Here is an 18,860-nt window from a genome sequence, read left to right as displayed (position 1 = left end):
GTCCGCAGGACCGCGGCGCGTGTTCGGCATTAAACCCTCCGATTGTCCTAGGGGCAAGTCCGGCCCAGCCGGGTATCGGCAAGGCATTGCCCCTGCCCGACCCCGGCCAGACGCGCCATGTGCCAGGCGAGCACCAGGTTCGAAGACAGCACCGGCAGGCCGGAATCGGCTTCGAGCCCGGTGATGATGTCGAGCGTGTCGAGGTTGGTGCAGGAGAGGAAGAGCGCGTCGACCCCGCCCTGCGCCAGCAGGTTCAGCGCGGCGGCGCGGGTCGAGATCGGGTCGATGCGGCTGACCTTGGCCTCCTCGGCCTCGGCAAAGGTGCCGAAAACCGGGCTGGTTACTCCCTGCCCGGCCAGCACCTCGCGCAGCCGGTCCGAGACCGCCTCGACATAGGGCGACAGGAACGCGACCCGGTTCACCCCCAGCGCCCGGCAGGCCGCAACAAGCGCGCTGACCGGTTCGGTGACCGCCTGCGCCGCCGTGCCGGCCCGCACCTGCCGGGCGACATTGGCCGGACCGATCTGCGCCGAGCCCGAGGTGCAGCCGTAACCGACCACGTCGAAGGGCTTCACCTGCGGCAGCAGCGCGGCCGAGGCGGGGATATGGTCGTGCATCGCCTGCAGCGTCTCGGGCGTCACGTCCAGCCCGCTTGGTACCCGGCTGACGAAGAGATCGGTTCCGACAGGCAACAGGCGGCGGAAATCAGGTTCGATCCGCTCGTCGGTCTGCAGCACGATCAGGCCCAGGCGCGGCGGGTCGGCGGGTTTCAGGACATAGGAATAGGTCTGCATTCAGCCCTCCAGCTCCACCATTTCGCGCCCGTAGCGTGGCGAGAGGAACTCGGGCGCGCCATTGCGGATCACGATGTCTTCCTCGTGCACCAGGATCCGGCCCGGCGCGACCTCGATCCCCGGCTCCAGCGTCAGCACCATGCCCGGCTCCAGCACCGTGTGGTCCTGCGGGATCAGCGAGAGCCCCTCGGTCAGCTGCATCCCGAGGCCGTGCCCCAGCCGGCCCGCGTCCGAGCCCTTGCCGCCGGTCAGCAGGCGGTCCATCGCGTGGAAGAGCTCGGCCGCGGTGGTGCCGGGGCGCGCGATTTCCGCCGCCGCATCGGTTGCGTCGATCAGCCGGGCGTGGGCGGCACGCAGCTCGGGCGCCGCCGGACCGAGGGTGAAATTGCGGTCGAAATCGCAGAAATAACCGTCGCGCATCATGCCGGTGTCAAGCATCAGCACATCGCCCCGCGCCAGCGGCTCCGGCCCGGCGGGCGAGATCACGTCGGCATAGCCCCCGGCGGCCGAAGCGCCGGCGACATAGGGCACCCAGTCGGCCCCCTCCTCCAGCCCCAGCATCTGGAAGCGGCGGAACACCTCGTCGAGCGGCACACCTGCCCGGGCAATCTCGGGGACGCGGGCGAAGGCACGGCCGGCGATGGCGCAGATCTCGCGGACCTTGGCGATCTCGGCCTCGGACTTCACCGCCCGCAAGCCGCGCATCAGGCCGTTGTCGGGGGCGAAATCCAGCCCCTCGCCCTGCAGGCGCGCCCAGTCCGCCAGCGGCATCCGCAGGTGGCTCTCGTGCCCCATCGGCAGGCCGATGCGCCCGCCGCCCGCGATTTCGCGCAGCGTCGCGGCCAGCAGGCTTACACCGTCGTCGTCGTAATCGGGCGCACGCCAGGTGCGGATGTCGCGCACCCAGGTGATCGCCATCAGCGCGGCACCGATCGAGGGGATCACCGCCACCGGATCGCCCGCGGCCGGAACCACCAGGAACCAGGGCCGCGTCGGGCTTTCCCAGAACCGGGTGAGATAGCCCGAGAAATAGCGCACCTCCGGCTCGGTCGTCAGCAGCAGTGCGGCCAGCCCAGCCTTCGCCATCGCGCCTTGCGCCCGAGCCACGCGTTCGCGGTATTCCGCGACCGGAAAGCCGCGGGGCAAACTCACGCCTCGGGGCCTTCCGACAGGATCAGCAGCACCCGCGAAGCGGCGTCCAGCCCCAGTTCGCCACGGTGGGAGACCGCCCCCTCCAGCAGCGCGGCAAGGCCCGCCGCACCCGAGGGGGTCGAGGCCATGCCGATCCGCGCGGCCTTGTCGGCGCCGGCCTGGCCTTCGTCCTCGGTGATGGCGATGAATGCGGTGGCATCCCGCGCCAGCCCCTTCAGGGCGATCAGCGAGGGTTCCTTGCAGTCGAGCCGGCCCATGGCCGAGACCGGGCCCTTCGACTCCTGCGGCTTGCCGGCGATGATCGAGCCGCGCAGCGCCTGGGCGGCCAAGGGCTCCACCACCGCGATATGCACCCCGTTACCCCAGGCCTCGCGCGCCAGCGCCGCGACCGAGGCCGCGAGACCGCCGACACCCGCCTGCACGAAGATATGGGTGGGCGGCTGCGGGATCTGGCGGATCGCCTCGGCGGTCAGGACCAGATAGCCCTCCATCAGCCGATGCGGCGGATCGGTGTAGAGTGGCCAGGAGCTGTCGGACAGCAGGCGCCAGCCGTTCATCTCGGCGGCCCGCGCCGCTGCGGCCATGCTGGCCTCGTAGGTCTCGCCCTCGCGCACCACGGCGGCGCCCTGCCGCGCCAGCCGTCCGGCAAAGGCGTCGGACACCTGCTCCGAGATATAGACCACCGCCCGCGCGCCGAAGGCCGCAGCCCCCGCCGCCACCGACATTCCGTGATTGCCGGCGCTGGCGGTCACATAGGTGATGCCCGAAAGCGGCCCGGCTTGCGCGTCATGGGCGATGACATAGGCAGCCCCCAGCGCCTTGAAGCTGCCAAGCCCCATGCGGGCGCGTTCGTCCTTGATCCAGACCCGCGCCACGCCACAGCGGGCGGCAACCACCGGCGCATCGACCAGGGGAGTCTCGCCGGCAGCCGGGCAACATTCCAGCAGCCGCATCGGCGCGCCCGCGTCGGTCGAGGGGTAAGGGACACCCACAAGCCCCTGCGGGCTTTCTGGCCGGGCGAAGAAGGGATTCCGCAGGATTTCCATTGCAGTTAACGGAACTATCCTGCGGCCCTTACGTCAAGTCAATTCCACCGCTCAGGCGCGGCGACGACGACCGCCGGCACGCCCGCCACGGCCACGGGCCTCTTCGCCCTCCTTGGCCGGGGGCTTGTTGAAGCGGATCCACTCGGCGCCGTGGGCGTCGTTGTTGGTGAGGAAGTTGGCGGCGCGGATCGCCTCCATCTCCTTGCCCGGTCGCGACAGGGTCGAGCCGAGACCGAAGATGGTCACGAAGGTCTCGTCGTCCATGTCGGGCGGCAGGAAGATCCCGGCGGCCTCGATCTCGGCCTTCTTCTCTGCGATGGCCTTCTGCGTCACCGGCAGCGCAACCGGGTTCATGATCGCCGAGGTCATGCCAGCGCCCATCGCCATCGGCAGGAAGGCGTTGTTGATGCCATGCCGGTTCGGCAGGCCGAACGAGATGTTGGACGCGCCACAGGTGGTGTTCACGCCCAGTTCCTCGCGCAGGCGACGCACCAGGGCGAAGACCTGCAGGCCGGCGGTGCCCATGGCTCCGATCGGCATCACCAGCGGGTCGACCACGATGTCATGCGCGGGAATGCCGAAATCCGCGGCGCGGTGCACGATCTTGCGGGCCACCTCGAAGCGCACGTCGGGGTCTTCGCTGATGCCGGTGTCGTCGTTGCTGATCGCCACCACCGGCACGTTGTATTTCTTCACCAGCGGCAGGATCAGTTCCAGACGCTCTTCCTCGCCCGTCACAGAGTTCAGCAGCGGCCGCCCCTCGCAGACGCCAAGCCCCGCTTCCAGCGCACCCGGCACCGAGCTGTCGATGCAGAGCGGCACGTCGACCAGCGATTGCACCAGCTTCAGCATCTCGACCATCAGCGGCGGCTCGGTCTCGTTCGGGTTGGGGTTCGAGTTGTACACGACGCCCGCGTTGACATCGAGCATGGTCGCCCCGGCGGCGACCTGCGCCAGCGCGTCCTTCTCGACGGTCGAGAAATCCCCGGCCTCCAGTTCCGCCGCCAGCTTCTTGCGCCCGGTGGGATTGATGCGCTCACCGATCACGCAGAACGGCTGGTCAAAGCCGATAATGGCAGTCTTGGTCTTGCTCTCGACGATGGTGCGGGTCATGTCCGGCCTTTCAGGCGTTTGCGGGGCGCCCCGAGGCGCCGCCGTTTTCGATGGCCCAGGTGGCATTGGTCTTGATGCCGCCCAGCGGGAAGAAGTGAACGTTGGTGATGTTGAAATCCGGGTTCGCGGCCTTGTGCGCGGCCAGATCGGCGATCACCTCGGTCGGCTCGTAGGGCAGCAGCAGCTTGGTCACGTCCATCGCCCGCTTCTGCAGCACCTTCAGCGAGGGGCCGACACCGCAGGCGATGGCGAACTTGATGAGCGTCTGCAGCTTCGCCGGCCCGGCGATGCCGATGTGGATCGGCAGCGCGATCCCGGCCGCCTTGAGATCGTCGGCCCAGCGGATGATCGGCGCGGCCTCGAAGCAAAACTGCGTGGCAATCGCCATCTCGGCATCGGTGGTTTCCGAGAATTTCTGTTTCCACCGAAGCGCCTGGCTGACGTTCTTCATGCTTCCGTCGGGGTCGATGTCGCGGTTGCCCTCGGGGTGGCCGGCCACGTGCAGCCGCTTGAACCCGGCCTTGTCGAACAGCCCGGTTTCCATCAGCGCAATCGAGCTGTCGAATTCACCGACCGGCTGCGCCACGCCACCGGCCAGCAGCAGCGCCTGCTCGACTCCGGCCTCGCCCTGGTAGCGGGCGATCCAGTCGGCCAGCGTCGCGCGGTCCTTGATGATGCGCGCCGGAAAGTGCGGCATCACCGGGTAGCCTTCCGAGGCCAGCCGCCGGGCGGTCGCGACCATGTCGTCAATGGGCGTGCCCTCGATATGGGCGATGTAGACGCGGGTGCCCTCGGGCAGCAGCGTGCGGAAGTCCTCCACCTTCTCGGCGGTGCGCGGCATCACCTCGATCGAGTAGCCGTCCAGAAAGGCCTCGACGGCGCCATTGGCCGTGCGGTCGGCCGGGGTTTCGCGACGCCTGAAGTTCAACAAAGCCATCATGGCCTCCCAATAGCGCTTCGGGCTCATGCCCATCCGTCGTTGTCGATCAACGCCTTGATCTTCCCGGCGTCGTATTCCGCGGCCAGCCGGGCGGCTTCCGCCTCGGCCACCGCCTCCGGCTCGCCCTCCACCTGGTAGGGCTCGCCCTTGCGCCACTCGGCCAGGTAGGCGTCCGTGTCGCGCGCATTCGCCTTCATCGCGGCCCGGTCGATTGCCTGCTCGAAACGCTCGGGCAGTTGCCGCTTCGCCCCGCGCCGGCCCTTGCCGACAATGACCTGCGCCGGAATATCCCGCCAATACACAATCGTGACATCCGGCATCGTCTGATTCCCTATCCCATGGCCCTACTTAGGGCAGCTTGCGGCGACATCGCGCGCCGTTTTCGACATAACGAACCATAGTCGCGACCTGCCCCTCCTTGCCACGCCCCCGGCGCCTGTGCCTGTGCCAAGGGCTGTTGGCGCGATTGCTGCAACGTCAGCCGTCCGGAGTTACGTTAGCGCCCAAACGATCTCTTGCGCGGATGGGGGCGGCTCCCTATTGTGAAGGCAACTCGAAATCGGAGGGCGTGCTCATGGCGCCCAGGCGTCGCTACGGTGCGGGCGCTTTTCCGAAAGCGGTCGAAAGCCCCGCGCCAGAACCACCGGATCCGGCCGAACTCTATGCGGCCCTGGACCTCGGAACGAACAGTTGTCGAATGCTGATCGCCCAGCCCAAGGGCAGCGGCTTTCATGTGGTCGACAGCTTTTCCAAATCTGTCCAGCTGGGCAGCGGACTCGAGCGCACAGGCCGCCTGTCGCGCTCGTCGATGGCGCGCACCGTCCAGGCGTTGCGGATCTGCCAGCAGAAGCTGAAGCGCAACAAAGTCAGCCGGATGCGGCTGGTCACCACCGAGGCCTGCCGCCGCGCCCGCAACGCCGGCGAGTTCATCCAGATGGTGCGCCACGAGACCGGTATGGCGCTGGAAGTGATCCAGCCCGAGGAGGAGGCGCGCCTGGCGGTGATCTCATGCGCGCCGCTGGTCTCGACGCGCACCGACCAGTTGCTGGTGGTCGACATCGGCGGCGGTTCCACCGAGTTGGTCTGGATCGACCTGACCAACGTGCCGAATCGCGACCGCCCCCGCGCGATCATGCGGCTGCACGCCGGGTTTCACCCGCCCGAGAGCCCGTTTCCGGCGGCGCGCGTGGTCGACTGGATCTCGGTCCCGCTCGGCGTTGCGACGCTGCGCGACCAGTTCTCGGACGTCGAGGACGATGCCGCGCGTTTCGCGCTTATGAGCTGGCATTTCGAGGAAAACCTCGCCGAATTCGCGCCCTACCGCGACGATATCGCCCGGCGCGGCCAGTTCCAGATCGTCGGCACCTCGGGCACGGTGACGACGGTGGCGGCCAGCCACCTCGGCCTCAAGCGCTATGACCGCACCAAGGTCGACGGGTTGCGGATGACCTCGGACCAGATCGACGCGGTGATCCGCCGCTATCTCGCGCTCGGCCCCGCCGGCCGGCTCAAGGATCCGCGCATCGGCGAGGACCGGCAGGCGCTGATCATGTCGGGCTCGGCGATCCTGCAGGCGCTGCTGCGCTGCTGGCCGACCGACCGCCTCTCGGTGGCCGACCGCGGCCTGCGCGAGGGGCTGCTCTACGCCCAGATGAGCGCCGACGGCGTGCTGGAAGACGGGCCGTTCTGAACCGGGACCAAGACTTTCCAGGAAAGTCTTGGCAAAAGTCTCGTTGAGACTTTTGCACCCTGCCCGCCAAGGCCGCATCGGCTTGTGTGCGCGCCGCGACGGCACTATGGCTGGACCGGAAAGGGGATGTCGGATGGCAAAGAACACATCGGGGCGCGGGCAGCGCGATCTGACGGTCAAGGTAAAGACCGCACGGGGGCGCAAGATGTCCTCGACGATGTGGTTGCAGCGCCAGCTGAACGACCCCTACGTGAGCCGCGCCCGCGCCGAGGGCTTTCGCGGCCGCGCCGCCTTCAAGATCATGGAGCTCGACGACAAGTTCCGCTTCCTCGTCCCCGGCGCCCGCGTCGTCGACCTCGGCTGCGCGCCGGGCGGCTGGCTGCAGGTGGCGGTGCCGCGCATCAACGCGCTGGGTGAGAAGTCGGGCAAGGCGGTCGGACGCATCATCGGCGTCGACCTGCAGGAAGTCGAGCCGATTGCCGGGGCCGAGATCCACCAGCTCGACTTCATGGAGGACGATGCCGACGAGAAGGTCAAGGAATGGCTCGGCGGCCAGGCCGACGTGGTGATGTCCGACATGGCGGCCTCGGCCTCGGGCCACAAGCAGACCGACCACCTGCGTATCATCGCGCTCTGCGATGCCGCGGCGCATTTCGCCTTCGAAGTGCTGTCGGAAGGCGGCACCTTCGTCGCCAAGGTGCTGGCCGGTGGGGCCGAGGGCGAGTTGCAGAAGCTGCTCAAGCAGAAGTTCACCAAGGTGGTGAACGTCAAGCCGCCGGCCTCACGCGCCGACAGCTCGGAAAAATTCGTCGTCGCTACGGGGTTCCGGGGCTGAGGTTTCGGGGGCCGTCTCGGGCAGGCTCCAGGACCCCAGCGCCGAGGACAGGAAGGCCGCCGCCTCGGCTGCGTCACGCGCCTGGGCGCTGATCCGGCGCTGCGACACCTCCGAGATGTTCTGGCGGCGCGGCATCTCGAACAGCACGCCCCGGCGTTCGGGCATCACCATGATCGTCATCGCTTGGCCTCCCTCGGCCCGGCAGGTGGAACGCCGGCAGAGTGCGCGCCGATTGTGCCGGTGCCGTGGCAGGGCGACGGCGGCGTCAGGGTCTTTTCGCGGCCGGGTTCAGTCCTCTATCCCGTCGCGCCGGCGCAGCAGGGCGGCGTTGAACTCTGCCCCCAGGATCAGGATCGCGCCGATCAGGTAGAGGAAGATCAGCGCCGCCATCGCCCCGGCGAGGCCGGCGTAGGTGGCGCTGTAATTGGCGAAATACTGCATGTAATAGGAAAAGCCCCAGACCGCGCCGAACCAGAGCAGCACGGTCAGCACCACGCCCGGCCAGACCTCGCCAAAGCGGTGCCGCATTCCGGGCAGCCAGATATGGCAGGCGGCGACGCCCAGCAGCAGGAGCAGCACGACCACCGCCGTCTTCAGCACACGGTTCTCGAACCAGGTGCCGTAGGGGTCGGGGATACGTTCGGCGATCAGGTGGAAATAGGCCGGCAGGCCGACGCCGAAGGTCAACCCGGCCAGCAGCACGGTGCCGCCCACCAGCACGAAGGCCAGGCAGAGCGCGCGGGTCTTCCAGAACGGGCGCGGGTCGATGTCGCGATAGGCGCGGGTGATCGCCAGCCGCACCGCATCAACCCCGTTCGAGGCGAAGTAGAGCGCCAGCGCCCCACCCAGCGTCACCAGCTGCACGCTGCCATTGGCCAGGACCGCGCGCAGCTCGGCCACCACCGGCGCGCCGATCGCATCGGGCCAGAGCGACAGGATCAGCCCGGTCAATTGATCGACGTTCGGCTCGCTCGACAGCGCGCCGGCCAGCGCCACCACGAAGAGGAAGAAGGGGAACAGCGCCAGCATCAGCGACATCGCCACGTGGCTTGCCAGCGTCCAGCCGCCGTTGCGCTCGAACCGGCGCAGCGCTGTCCAGAGGACCAACGGCAGGTCGGCGGGGGTGATAGGATGCGGCACGGGGCTCATATGCAAAATCTAGCCGCGGCGCAGCGTCGTGACCACAGCGGGCGATTGCGCCGAGGCGAAATTCCCGGCAGCATCGCATTGATGACACAACCGCTTTTCCTCGGGAACGATATCTATCGCGGCTCGACCTTCGGGCGCGCCCATCCGCTGGCCATCCCGCGCGTGCCGACGGTCATGGACCTATCGCGCGCCCTGGGCTGGCTTGGCCCCGGCAATTATCGCACCAGCCCGCGCCTGCGCCCGGCCGGACTGACCGCCTTTCACACACCCGAATACGTCGCGGCCCTGCAGGCCGCCGAGGCGAGCCAGAGCGTGAGCGAGGAGGTGCGCCAGCGCCACGGGCTCGGCACGCTGTCGAACCCGATCTACCCCGAGATGTTCCGCCGCCCCGCCACCGGCGCGGGCGGGGCGCTGCTGGCGGCCGAGCTGGTGGCGGCGGGGCATACCGTCTACCACCCCGGCGGAGGCACCCATCACGGGATGCCCGACCGCGCCAACGGCTTTTGCTATTTCAACGACCCGGTGCTGGCGATCCTGGCGCTGCGCCGGCGCGGGCTGAGCCGCATCGCCTATGTGGATATCGACGCGCATCACTGCGACGGTGTCGAAGCGGCTTTTGCCGAGGATCCCGAGGTGCTGCTGGTTTCGACTCACGAGGAAGGCCGCTGGCCCTTCACCGGCGCGCTGAGCGATCGCGGCGCGGGCAATGTCTTCAACCTGCCCTTGCCGCGCGACCTCAACGACGATGAATTCGCCCTCGCGCTCGACCAGGTGATCCTGCCCGCCGTCGCGGCGCATCGCCCGCAGGTGGTGGTGCTGCAATGCGGGGCGGATGCGGTCGAGGAAGACCCGCTCTCGCGCCTCGCGCTGTCGAACAACGCGCATTGGGCAACGGTGCGCGCGCTGGCTGCGCTGGCGCCGCGTTTCCTCGTGCTGGGCGGCGGCGGTTATAACCCCTGGTCGGTCGGGCGGCTCTGGACCGGCGTCTGGGCGACGATGAACGGCTTCGAGATCCCCGAACACCTGCCGCCCGAGGCGCAGGCGGTGCTGCGCGCGCTCAGCTGGACCCGCCGCGCCGGGCGCACGCCGCCACCTAATTGGTTCGATACGCTGCGCGATGCGCCCCGGACTGGGGCGATCCGCGACAGCGTCCGCAGCCGGACCGCGCAGCTGGCGGGCCGGCTCAAGGTCCAGGTCTGAGGCTCAGCGCCCCGCCATGCAATCCGCGTAGAGGCGCTTGTATTCCGCTTCGGCCTGGTCGCGGCGCATCATGCGCTGCCCCGCACCGCGATCCGGCGTGCCCACGAAGGCGCCGCGGGTGTTGCTGACGCCAACGGCAACCTCTCCGGTGATCTTCAGCGTCAGCGGCCCCATGCTCACCGGCGGGATCAGCCCCGGCACATGGCCCGAGATCTTGCGCGCCTGCATGTCGCAGCTTTGCGACAGCGTGTCATCGGCCAGCGCCGCCGCCGGCAGAGCCAGCGCCAAGGCCGCGATCAGCGACAAATTCCTGAAACCTGCCATGCCGGCACCTCTTTACCTGTTCCGATCCAAGATAGGCACTCCACGCCCTGCCCGCCAGCCTCGCGCGACAGATGAGCGCCTTGCTGCCGGATCGGGTGGACTTGGCTCTTGAAACCGTGTGATCTCGCCGCCGAACCTAAGGGGCGAAACACGTGCTTCTGGACATCGACAAGGTCAGCAGAATCTATCCCGGCGCCGAACGGCCCGTGCTGAACCACGTCTCTCTGCGGCTCGACGCGTGCGAGACCCTGGCGCTCACCGGCGAGAGCGGCAGCGGCAAGAGCACCCTGCTCCACCTCGCCGGCGCGCTCGATCATTTCGACGCGGGCGAGATCCGGCTCGACGGGCAGGCCTATTCACCGCTCGACGACGCCGGGCGCGCGGCGCTGCGGCGCGGGCCGGTGGCGCTGGTGTTCCAGCAGTTCAACCTGGTACCCTCGCTGACCGTGGCGCAGAACCTCGCCTTTCACGCCCGGCTCGGAGGGCGTCACGATCCGGCCTGGACGGCGCATCTGGCCGAACGCCTGGGGTTGGGCGCCCTGCCCGACCGCTATCCCGAGACGCTGTCCGGCGGGCAGCAGCAGCGCGTCGCCATCGGCCGCGCCATGGCGCTGCGCCCGCGCCTGCTGCTGGCGGACGAACCCACGGGCAACCTCGACGAGGCGACCGGCGACGCGGTGCTTGACCTGATGCTGGAGCTTGTGGCCGAGACCGGCGCAGCGCTGCTGCTGGTCACCCATTCCGAGCGCATCGCCGCCCGCCTCTCGCGCCGGGTCCATTTGACCAAGGGTGACATCCGGTGATCGCCGCCGCGCTTGGCGCGCTGCTGTCGCACTGGCGCCGCCAGCCGGGGCAGTTCGCCACGCTGGTGCTGGGGCTGGCGCTGGCCACCGCGCTCTGGTCTGCGGTGCAGGCGATCAATGCCGAGGCGCGCGCCAGCTATGCCCGCGCCGCCGCGCAGCTGGGCGGCGATGCCGGCCTGGTGCTGAAGGCGCGCAGCGGGGCGATCCCGCTCGCCACCTATGTCGCGCTGCGCCGCGCCGGCTGGCAGGTCTCGCCGGTGCTGGAGGGGCGCACGCGCATCGGGCAGACCAGCCTGCGGATCCTGGGCGTCGACGGGCTGACCTATCCGGTCATGCCCGCCTCCGAGACGACGGACGCCACCGACCCCGCAGCCATCCTGCTGCCGCCCGGCCGGCTTTTCGTGACGCCCGCCACCGCCGAGGCGCTGGCGAATGCCCCCGACCTGCCGCCGCGCATCACCACGCCCGACCTGCCCGAGGGCGTCGCCCTCACCGATATCGGCACCGCCGAACGGCTGCTGGCCCGCACGGGCGAGATCACCCGCCTGCTTGTCCTGCCCGATCAGCCCGCCGGCCTGCCGCCACTGTCGCAACTCGCCCCCGATCTGGAGCTTTCCGAGACCGGCCAGGGCGACGTCGCCCGGCTGACCGACAGTTTCCACCTGAACCTTACCGCCTTCGGGCTGCTTTCCTTCGCCGTCGGGCTGTTCATCGTGCATGGCACCGCCGGCCTCGCCTTTGAACAGCGCCGCGCCATGTTCCGCACCCTGCGCGCGCTTGGCCTGCCCGCCCGCACGCTGACGCTGCTGGTGCTGGGCGAGCTGCTGGCGCTGGCGTTGCTCTCCGGGCTGCTGGGCCTCGTCCTCGGCTACTTCGTCGCCGCCGTGCTGCTGCCCGATGTCGCCGCCACCCTGCGCGGCCTCTACGGCGCGCCGGTCGAGGGCGGGCTGACCCTGCGCCCGGCCTGGGTGGCCAGCGGCCTTGGCATGGCGGTGGGCGGCGCGCTGCTGGCGGGGGTGCAGGGGGTGGTCAAGGTGGCCCGGATGCCGATCCTCGCCGCGCCCGGCCTGCTCGCCTGGTCGGGCGCCGCGCGGCGCGGGCGCTGGCGCATGGCGCTGGCGGGTCCGGCGCTGATGCTGGGCGGGGTGCTGGCGCTCTGGCAGGTCGGTGGCTTGCTGGGCGGCTTCATGCTGCTGGGCGGGCTGATGCTGGGGGCCGCGCTGCTGCTGCCCCCGCTGCTGGCCGGGCTGCTGGCGCTTGGCGGGCGGTGCGCCACGGGCGTCACCGGCCAATGGCTGCTCGCCGACCTGCGCGCCCAGCTGCCGGGCCTGACGCTCGCGCTGATGGCGTTGCTTCTGGCGCTGGCCACCAATGTCGGCGTCGGCACCATGGTGTCGAGCTTCCGCCTCACCTTCACCGGCTGGCTCGACCAGCGGCTGACCTCCGAGCTTTACATCTATGCCGAGAGCGACAGGCAGGGCGCGGCGCTGGAAGACTGGCTGAGGCCGCGCACCGAGGCGGTCCTGCCGATCCGCTATGCCGAGGCCGAGCTGGCCGGCGCGCCGGGGCGGATCTATGGCATCGTCGACCATGCGACCTACCGCGACAACTGGCCGATCATCGCCGCCGCGCCGGGCGGCTGGGACCGGGTCGCGGACAGTACCGGCGTTCTGGTCAACGAGCAGCTGGCCCGCCGCGAGGGCCTCTGGCCGGGGACGACGCTGACCCTAGGCCCCGGCTGGCAGGCCGAGGTGGTCGGCGTCTATTCCGACTATGGCAACCCCAACGCGCAGGCGATCGTCGCCATGCCCGCCCTGCTTGCCCATGTGCCCAATGTCCCCAACCGCCAGTTCGGCATTCGCATCGCCCCCGAGAAGGCCCCCACCCTGGCCGCCGAGCTGCGCGCGGCCTTCGACCTGCCCGAGACCTCGGTGGTCGACAATGCGGCGGTCAAGGCCGCCTCGCTGGCGATCTTCGAGAAGACCTTCGTGGTCACCGCCGCGCTGAATGTCCTGACGCTGGGCGTCGCGGGCTTTGCCATCCTGACCAGCCTGCTCACGCTCTGGACCATGCGGCTGCCCCATGTCGCCCCGGTCTGGGCCATGGGCATGACCCGCAAGGCGCTGGCCCGGATCGAGATCCTGCGCAGCCTGGCGCTGGCCGGGCTGACGGCCCTGCTGGCCCTGCCGCTGGGGCTGGTTCTGGCCAAGGTGCTGCTGGATGTCATCAACGTGACTGCCTTCGGCTGGCAGCTGCCGATGTATCTCTTCCCGCTCGACTGGTTGCGCCTGCTGGCGCTGGCCCTGCTGGCCGGGGCGCTGGCCGCCGCCCTGCCCGCCACCCGCCTGCGCCGCCTGCCGCCGGCCGACCTGCTGAAGGTCTTTGCCCATGAACGCTAGGCTGCTCGCCCTGCTGCTGCTCTGCCTGCCCGGCTTCGCCACGGCGCAGGGCTTTGCCGGCCTTGGCACCGATGCCCAGGGCTTTGCCGTGCCCGACCCGGCCCATCGCCTGAGCTTCCCCGCCGACCACGGCGCGCACCCGGAGTTCCGCATCGAATGGTGGTATCTGACCGCCACGCTGACGGGCGAGGACGGCAGGGACTATGGCATCCAGTGGACCCTCTTCCGCTCGGCCCTCGCGCCATACGAGGCCGAGGGCTGGGCCAGTCCGCAGCTCTGGATGGCCCATGCGGCGCTGACCACGCCCGACCGACATTTCGTCGCCGAACGCCGCGCGCGCGGCGGCATCGGCCAGGCGGGCGTAAGTGCCGAGCCTTTCCTCGCCTACCTCGACGACTGGGAGATGCGCGCCACCGCCCCCGGCATAGTCGCGCTGAGCCTGAGTGCGCGGGGGCAGGACTTCTCCTATGCCCTGACCCTAGAGGCGCAGGGCCCGCTCGTCCTACAGGGCGACCAGGGCTATTCCGTCAAGTCCCGTGATGGCCACGCCAGCCACTACTATTCGCAGCCTGCCTACGACGTCACCGGCACCCTGACCCTGCCAGATGGCCCCGTGCGGGTCACCGGCCAGGGCTGGCTTGACCGGGAATGGTCCTCGCAGCCGCTGTCGGGCACGCAGAGCGGCTGGGACTGGTTCTCGCTCTCCTTCGAGGGCGGCGAGAAAATGATGGGCTTCCGCCTGCGTGACACCGCGGGCGATTTCACCGCCGCCACCTGGATCAGCCCCGACGGCAGCGCCGAGGCCCTGCCCGAAGGCGCGCTGAGCGTCGAGCCCTTGACGACCTCGCAGGTCGCCGGGCGCGGCGTGCCAACGCGCTGGCGGCTCGACCTTCCGGCCAAGGGGCTGAGCGTCGACGTCACCGCCCTGAACCCGCAGGCCTGGATGACGACCTCATTTCCCTATTGGGAAGGCCCGGTCACCATCACCGGCAGCCATGCGGGCAAGGGATACCTCGAGATGACCGGCTACTGACCCTCAGCCCAGCAGATCGTGCGCCAGTTCCAGCGCCTCGACCAGCCGGTCGACCTCTTCGGGCGTGTTGTAGAGCCCGAAGGACGCCCGGCAGGTTGCCGTCACGCCCAGACGCTCCATCAGCGGACCGGCGCAGTGATGGCCGGCGCGCACGGCGACACCCTTCTTGTCGAGGATGGTCGAGATGTCATGCGCATGGGCCGCGCCATCGAGCGTGAACGAGAAGATCGCCGCCTTGTCCTGCACCGTGCCCTGCAGGTGCAGCCAGTTCAGCCCGCGCAGCCGTTGGAAGGCATAGTCGCGCAGGTCGGCCTCGTGGCGGGCGATGTTTTCCAGCCCGATGTCCATCATGTAGTCGAGCGCCACGCCCAGACCGATGATCTGCACGATCCCCGGCGTGCCCGCCTCGAACATCATCGGCGGGTCGTTGTAGGTCACATTCTCGCGCGTGACCTCGCGGATCATGTCGCCGCCGCCCAGGAAGGGGCGCATCTCGGCCATGCGATCGGCCTTGATGTAGATCGCGCCCGAGGCCGACGGCCCATAGAGCTTGTGCCCGGTGATGGCGTAGAAATCGCAGTCGATGTCCATGACGTTGACCGGCATGTGCACCGCACCCTGGCTGCCGTCGACCAGCACCGGAACCCCCTTGGCATGGGCGCCGGCGGTGATGGTCTTGACGTCAACAACGGTCCCCAACACGTTGGAACAATGGGTGATTGCCACCAGCTTGGTCTTCGGGCCGATGGCGTCGATCACCGCCTGCGGGTCCAGCGCGCCGCTGTCGTCCATGTCGACCCACTTCAGCACAACGCCCTGGCGTTCGCGCAGGAAGTGCCAGGGGACGATGTTGGCGTGATGCTCCATCACGCTCAGCACGATCTCATCGCCGGCCTGCAGGCGCGGCATCGCCCAGCCATAGGCGACCGTGTTGATGCCCATGGTGGTGCCGGTGTTCAGCACGATCTCATGCTCGGACGCCGCGCCAAGGAAGCGCGCCACGGTGCCGCGCACCGCCTCGTATTTCTCGGTCGCGAGGTTCGAAAGGTAATGCAAGCCCCTGTGAACGTTCGCATATTCATGCGCATAAGCGCGCGTCACCGCGTCGATCACCACCTGCGGCTTCTGCGCCGAGGCGCCGTTGTCGAGATAGGTCAGCGGCTGGCCGTTCACCTCGCGCGAGAGAATGGGGAAATCCTTGCGGATCCTTGCGACGTCATACATGGCCGTTCGCTCCTGGAAGCGGGTCTCCGACAACGGAGATCAGAATGGAAAGCGCGATCCCGATCACCAGCGAGGCGATCAGCATCACGAAGAAGGCATTCAGCAGCGAGTTCAGCCGCAGCGCCTGCTTGATGAAATGCACGGTGATGTAGAGGCCGACGAAGGTCGCCCCCAGCATCAGCACGATGGCCAGCATCGGAACGGTCAGCGAGAGCACCAGCATCGCCACCTGCACCAATGCGCGCAGGGCGTTGAGCCAGACCATGACGGCCAGCACGTCCTCGAGGCTGCCATGGCCATCGAACATCCGCCCCGCGAAATGCAACGCATAGACGAAGAGCACCATCCCCAGCAGCGCGATGGCGAAGAACTGGAGCGGCGCGCCGAAGATCCAGCGCGTCGTGTTGGGGCCGGGAAAGGCGATGTCCGAGACAGCGTAGATCATCGCCTGGAGCACCGCCATCAGCACCAGCCCCTGCCAGAGCACCGCGCGCGGCAGCTTCAGCGCCAGCACCGCGCGGGCGGCAGCGGCGGGGTCGGTCACGCTCTGCAAGGCCAGGGTGCGGGCGTCGTCCAGCGTCATGTCCCGGCCCTTTCGGCGCGCAGCAGCCCGGCGATCAGGAACCAGCCGAAAACCGCGAGCCAGGCCAGACCGACGATGTCGAGCTGCCGCCCCGGCCCGATGAAGCCCGAGACCAGCCCCGCCAGCAGCGCCACTGGCGACGAGGCCAAGAGCGCCCAGACCAGAGAGAGGCGGATGCCATAGCCGCTGATGCGCCGCCGCGTGATCCGCGCCAGCACCCAGAGCACGGCGGCCAGCCCGTAGGCCAGTAGCGGCACCATCAGCACCCAGAAGAAGGCGCTCCAGTACAGCCGCACCGCCAGCGGGCCGTTCGGGTCCAGCTCGGCCTCGCGCGCCTGGAACGGCGCATTTGCCACGAAGAACAACAGCCCCGCGACCAGGGCGAAGGTCAGCACCCGGCCTTCCTGCCGGCCATCGGCCAGCATCCGGCCGATCACACGGCCGGGCCCGCGATAGGTCGCGGTGATATCCGAGGTGACTGCCATCAGCTCCGCCGGGCCAGCCAGCCTTCCAGCCGCGCGACGATATCGGCGGCAAGGTCCGCATCTTCGATCTCGGCCACCGCCTCGGCCAGGAAGGCCAGCGTCAGCAGGTTGGTCGCCTCCGTATGCGGCACCCCGCGCGAGCGCAGGTAGAACAGCGCAGTCTCGTCGATCGCGCCCGAGGTCGAGCCGTGCGAACAGGCGACGTCATCGGCATAGATCTCGAGCTCGGGCTTGGCGAGGAACTGGCTGTCCTCGTCCAGCAGCAGCGACTGGCTGATCTGATAGCCGTCGGTCTTCTGCGCGCCGGGCTTCACCAGGATCTTGCCTTGGAACACGCCGACCGCACCGTTGCGCAGCACCTTCTTGAACACCTGCCGGCTTTCGCAGCCAACCGCGTCATGGGTGACGAAGACGGTGTCGTCATGGTGGAAATCGCCGTCACCGACGCAGGCGCCCGCGACATGGGCGATGGCGTCATCGCCGGTCAGCTCGACCACCACCTCGTTGCGGGTCAGCACACCGTTCACCGAGAGGGTGAAGGACTTGAACACCGATTCCGCGCCCAGCCGGGCAAAGACATGGGTGGCCGCCCGCCGGTCGTGGTCACGGCCCTGCGCGCGCACCAGGTGCAGCTTGCCGGTATCGGCAATGTCGACTTCCATGCACTTGTTGAACCGCGCCGCTGCCGGGCCGTTCTCCAGAATGGTGGCCTCGCCCCCGGCATCGACCTTCACGACATGGTGCAGGATCACGTCAGAAGTCTCTGATTCATGGACATAAACCAGGTTGATCGGCTTGCTCGGCCGGCCCGTGACATGGATCAGCACGCCATCGCTGGCAAAGGCGGTGTTCAGCGCCGCGAAGGGGCGCTGCACCGGGGTCTGCCCGCGCGCCTCGAGCACGCCGTAAAGGTCGCGCGCCCAGTGGATGTCTTTGCCGGCGGTCTCGGCCAGCCTCTCGATGCTCACGCCTTCCAGCGCCAGGTCGTCCGAAGCGGCGGCATCGAAGACGCCATCGACAAAGACGATCCGCAGCCGCTCGGTCTGGCCGAACAGCGGCGCCTCGTCATCGGCCATCAGCCGCGCCGAAGGCGCCTCGGGCTGCACCAGCGTATCGGGGCGGGTAAAGCGCCAGTATTCGTCCCGCCGGTCGGGCAGGCCCATTGCGGCGAGCCGGTCCAGCGCCTCGCGCCGGGGCGGTTCCGACCAGCCGCCCGCGGGCAGCACCAGCCCGGCGAGCCGGGCCTCGGTCGCGCTCTGCTTGCGTTGCGGCAGGGCCATCACGCGACCTCGTTCAGGATGTCGGCATAGCCGTTGTTCTCGACCTCGAGCGCCAGCTCCGGCCCGCCCGTCTTGATGATGCGCCCGTCGGCCATGATGTGAACCACGTCCGGCTTGATGTGGTCGAGCAGCCGCTGGTAGTGCGTGATGACCAGGAAGCCGCGCCCTTCCGAACGCAGGCGGTTCACGCCCTCGGCCACCAGTTTCATCGCGTCGACGTCGAGGCCCGAGTCGGTCTCGTCAAGGATGCACATCTTGGGTTCCAGCATCGCCATCTGCAGGATCTCGTTGCGCTTCTTCTCGCCGCCCGAGAAGCCGACGTTGACCGGGCGCTTCAGCATCTCGGCGTCGATCTGCAGCTCCTTGGCCTTGGCGCGCACGACCTTGAGGAACTCGGCCGCGCTCATCTCGTCCTCGCCGCGAGCCTTGCGTTGCGCGTTCACCGCGGTGCGCAGGAAGGTCATGTTGCCGACGCCGGGAATTTCCACCGGATACTGGAACGCCAGGAACAGGCCCGCCGCGGCGCGCTCTTCCGGCTCCAGCGCCAGCAGGTCGACTCCGTCGAGCGTGGCCGAGCCACCCGTGACCTCATAACCGTCGCGGCCCGAGAGGACATAGGAGAGCGTCGACTTGCCCGACCCGTTCGGCCCCATGATCGCATGGACTTTGCCGGCCTCGACGGTCAGGTCGACACCCTTGAGGATCTGCTTGTCCTCTTCCTCAAGTTTGACCTGCAAATTTTTGATATTCAGCATTTTCCACCTCATCTCTCAAGGCCGCGCGCCAATCGGGCACAGCCGTTATTCCTTG

Annotated in this window: 20 protein-coding genes; 6 read left to right on the top strand and 14 right to left on the bottom strand. The window is 68.8% G+C overall.

From position 1 onward, the window contains the following. Positions 1–47: 47 nt before the first annotated feature. From IE266_RS15025 to IE266_RS15000, 6 genes are read right to left on the bottom strand one after another with little or no spacing between them, the layout of a single operon-like run. Positions 48–794: a maleate cis-trans isomerase family protein gene (locus IE266_RS15025; RefSeq protein WP_189680910.1), complete on the bottom strand. Its 747-nt coding sequence runs from the start codon at positions 792–794 to the stop codon at positions 48–50. Continuing rightward, positions 795–1,940: a M24 family metallopeptidase gene (locus IE266_RS15020; protein WP_189680944.1), complete on the bottom strand. Its 1,146-nt coding sequence runs from the start codon at positions 1,938–1,940 to the stop codon at positions 795–797. A gap of 2 nt (positions 1,941–1,942) precedes the next feature. Next, the gene (locus tag IE266_RS15015) at positions 1,943–2,992 is read right to left on the bottom strand and encodes a pyridoxal-phosphate dependent enzyme (RefSeq protein WP_189680909.1); all 1,050 of its coding nucleotides are present in this window, start codon (positions 2,990–2,992) and stop codon (positions 1,943–1,945) included. A gap of 51 nt (positions 2,993–3,043) precedes the next feature. Continuing rightward, the gene (locus IE266_RS15010; protein WP_189680908.1) at positions 3,044–4,105 is read right to left on the bottom strand and encodes a methyltetrahydrofolate cobalamin methyltransferase; all 1,062 of its coding nucleotides are present in this window, start codon (positions 4,103–4,105) and stop codon (positions 3,044–3,046) included. A gap of 10 nt (positions 4,106–4,115) precedes the next feature. Then, complete coding sequence (locus IE266_RS15005) at positions 4,116–5,042, bottom strand: methylenetetrahydrofolate reductase (RefSeq protein ID WP_189680907.1); 927 nt, start codon at positions 5,040–5,042, stop codon at positions 4,116–4,118. Between the two features lie 26 nt (positions 5,043–5,068). After that, positions 5,069–5,365, bottom strand: a complete 297-nt coding sequence (locus IE266_RS15000) for a virulence factor (protein WP_189680906.1) — start codon at positions 5,363–5,365, stop codon at positions 5,069–5,071. A 254-nt stretch (positions 5,366–5,619) separates the two neighbouring features. Between IE266_RS15000 and IE266_RS14995 the strand changes: the two genes are divergently transcribed. Then, positions 5,620–6,735: a Ppx/GppA phosphatase family protein gene (locus IE266_RS14995; RefSeq protein WP_189680905.1), complete on the top strand. Its 1,116-nt coding sequence runs from the start codon at positions 5,620–5,622 to the stop codon at positions 6,733–6,735. A 133-nt stretch (positions 6,736–6,868) separates the two neighbouring features. Next, complete coding sequence (locus IE266_RS14990; protein WP_189680904.1) at positions 6,869–7,570, top strand: RlmE family RNA methyltransferase; 702 nt, start codon at positions 6,869–6,871, stop codon at positions 7,568–7,570. Here IE266_RS14990 and IE266_RS14985 read toward each other — a convergent pair. Beyond that, entirely contained in the window at positions 7,517–7,750 is a 234-nt protein-coding gene (locus tag IE266_RS14985) for a hypothetical protein (protein WP_189680903.1), read from the bottom strand. The genes IE266_RS14990 and IE266_RS14985 overlap by 54 nt on opposite strands. A 108-nt stretch (positions 7,751–7,858) precedes the next feature. Then, the gene (locus IE266_RS14980; RefSeq protein WP_189680902.1) at positions 7,859–8,719 is read right to left on the bottom strand and encodes a YihY/virulence factor BrkB family protein; all 861 of its coding nucleotides are present in this window, start codon (positions 8,717–8,719) and stop codon (positions 7,859–7,861) included. An 81-nt stretch (positions 8,720–8,800) separates the two neighbouring features. Here IE266_RS14980 and IE266_RS14975 point away from each other — a divergent pair, with 81 nt between their 5' ends. Then, the gene (locus IE266_RS14975) at positions 8,801–9,919 is read left to right on the top strand and encodes an acetoin utilization protein AcuC (protein ID WP_189680901.1); all 1,119 of its coding nucleotides are present in this window, start codon (positions 8,801–8,803) and stop codon (positions 9,917–9,919) included. A 3-nt stretch (positions 9,920–9,922) separates the two neighbouring features. Here the strand turns inward: IE266_RS14975 and IE266_RS14970 are convergent, their stop codons facing one another. Then, positions 9,923–10,243, bottom strand: coding sequence for a hypothetical protein (locus IE266_RS14970; RefSeq protein ID WP_189680900.1), 321 nt, complete (start codon positions 10,241–10,243; stop codon positions 9,923–9,925). Between the two features lie 152 nt (positions 10,244–10,395). Between IE266_RS14970 and IE266_RS14965 the strand changes: the two genes are divergently transcribed. Genes IE266_RS14965 through IE266_RS14955 form a run of 3 tightly spaced genes read left to right on the top strand, consistent with a single transcriptional unit; the run spans position 10,396 to position 14,478 of the window. After that, positions 10,396–11,046, top strand: coding sequence for an ABC transporter ATP-binding protein (locus IE266_RS14965; protein WP_189680899.1), 651 nt, complete (start codon positions 10,396–10,398; stop codon positions 11,044–11,046). Then, complete coding sequence (locus IE266_RS14960) at positions 11,043–13,445, top strand: FtsX-like permease family protein (RefSeq protein WP_373310584.1); 2,403 nt, start codon at positions 11,043–11,045, stop codon at positions 13,443–13,445. The genes IE266_RS14965 and IE266_RS14960 overlap by 4 nt, the downstream gene beginning before the upstream one ends. After that, the gene (locus IE266_RS14955; protein ID WP_189680898.1) at positions 13,435–14,478 is read left to right on the top strand and encodes a lipocalin-like domain-containing protein; all 1,044 of its coding nucleotides are present in this window, start codon (positions 13,435–13,437) and stop codon (positions 14,476–14,478) included. The genes IE266_RS14960 and IE266_RS14955 overlap by 11 nt, the downstream gene beginning before the upstream one ends. Before the next feature lie 3 nt (positions 14,479–14,481). Here the strand turns inward: IE266_RS14955 and IE266_RS14950 are convergent, their stop codons facing one another. From IE266_RS14950 to sufC, 5 genes are read right to left on the bottom strand one after another with little or no spacing between them, the layout of a single operon-like run. Next, positions 14,482–15,702, bottom strand: a complete 1,221-nt coding sequence (locus tag IE266_RS14950; protein ID WP_189680897.1) for a cysteine desulfurase — start codon at positions 15,700–15,702, stop codon at positions 14,482–14,484. After that, positions 15,695–16,285 (bottom strand): Yip1 family protein, encoded by a 591-nt coding sequence (locus IE266_RS14945; protein ID WP_189680896.1) that lies wholly within the window; start codon positions 16,283–16,285, stop codon positions 15,695–15,697. Before IE266_RS14945 ends, IE266_RS14950 begins: the two co-directional genes overlap by 8 nt. Then, a complete protein-coding gene (locus IE266_RS14940) occupies positions 16,282–16,770 on the bottom strand; it encodes a YIP1 family protein (RefSeq protein WP_189680895.1) in 489 nt (162 codons plus the stop codon). The genes IE266_RS14945 and IE266_RS14940 overlap by 4 nt, the downstream gene beginning before the upstream one ends. Then, the gene (locus tag IE266_RS14935) at positions 16,770–18,050 is read right to left on the bottom strand and encodes a SufB/SufD family protein (protein ID WP_189680894.1); all 1,281 of its coding nucleotides are present in this window, start codon (positions 18,048–18,050) and stop codon (positions 16,770–16,772) included. The genes IE266_RS14940 and IE266_RS14935 overlap by 1 nt, the downstream gene beginning before the upstream one ends. Next, a complete protein-coding gene (gene sufC / locus IE266_RS14930) occupies positions 18,050–18,805 on the bottom strand; it encodes a Fe-S cluster assembly ATPase SufC (protein WP_189680893.1) in 756 nt (251 codons plus the stop codon). The genes IE266_RS14935 and sufC overlap by 1 nt, the downstream gene beginning before the upstream one ends. Positions 18,806–18,860: the final 55 nt, after the last annotated feature.

Source organism: Seohaeicola zhoushanensis, from assembly GCF_014656415.1.
GTDB lineage: Bacteria > Pseudomonadota > Alphaproteobacteria > Rhodobacterales > Rhodobacteraceae > Seohaeicola_A > Seohaeicola_A zhoushanensis.
Note: the sequence above shows the minus strand (reverse complement) of the source record. Positions and strands in the feature narration are given on the sequence as shown.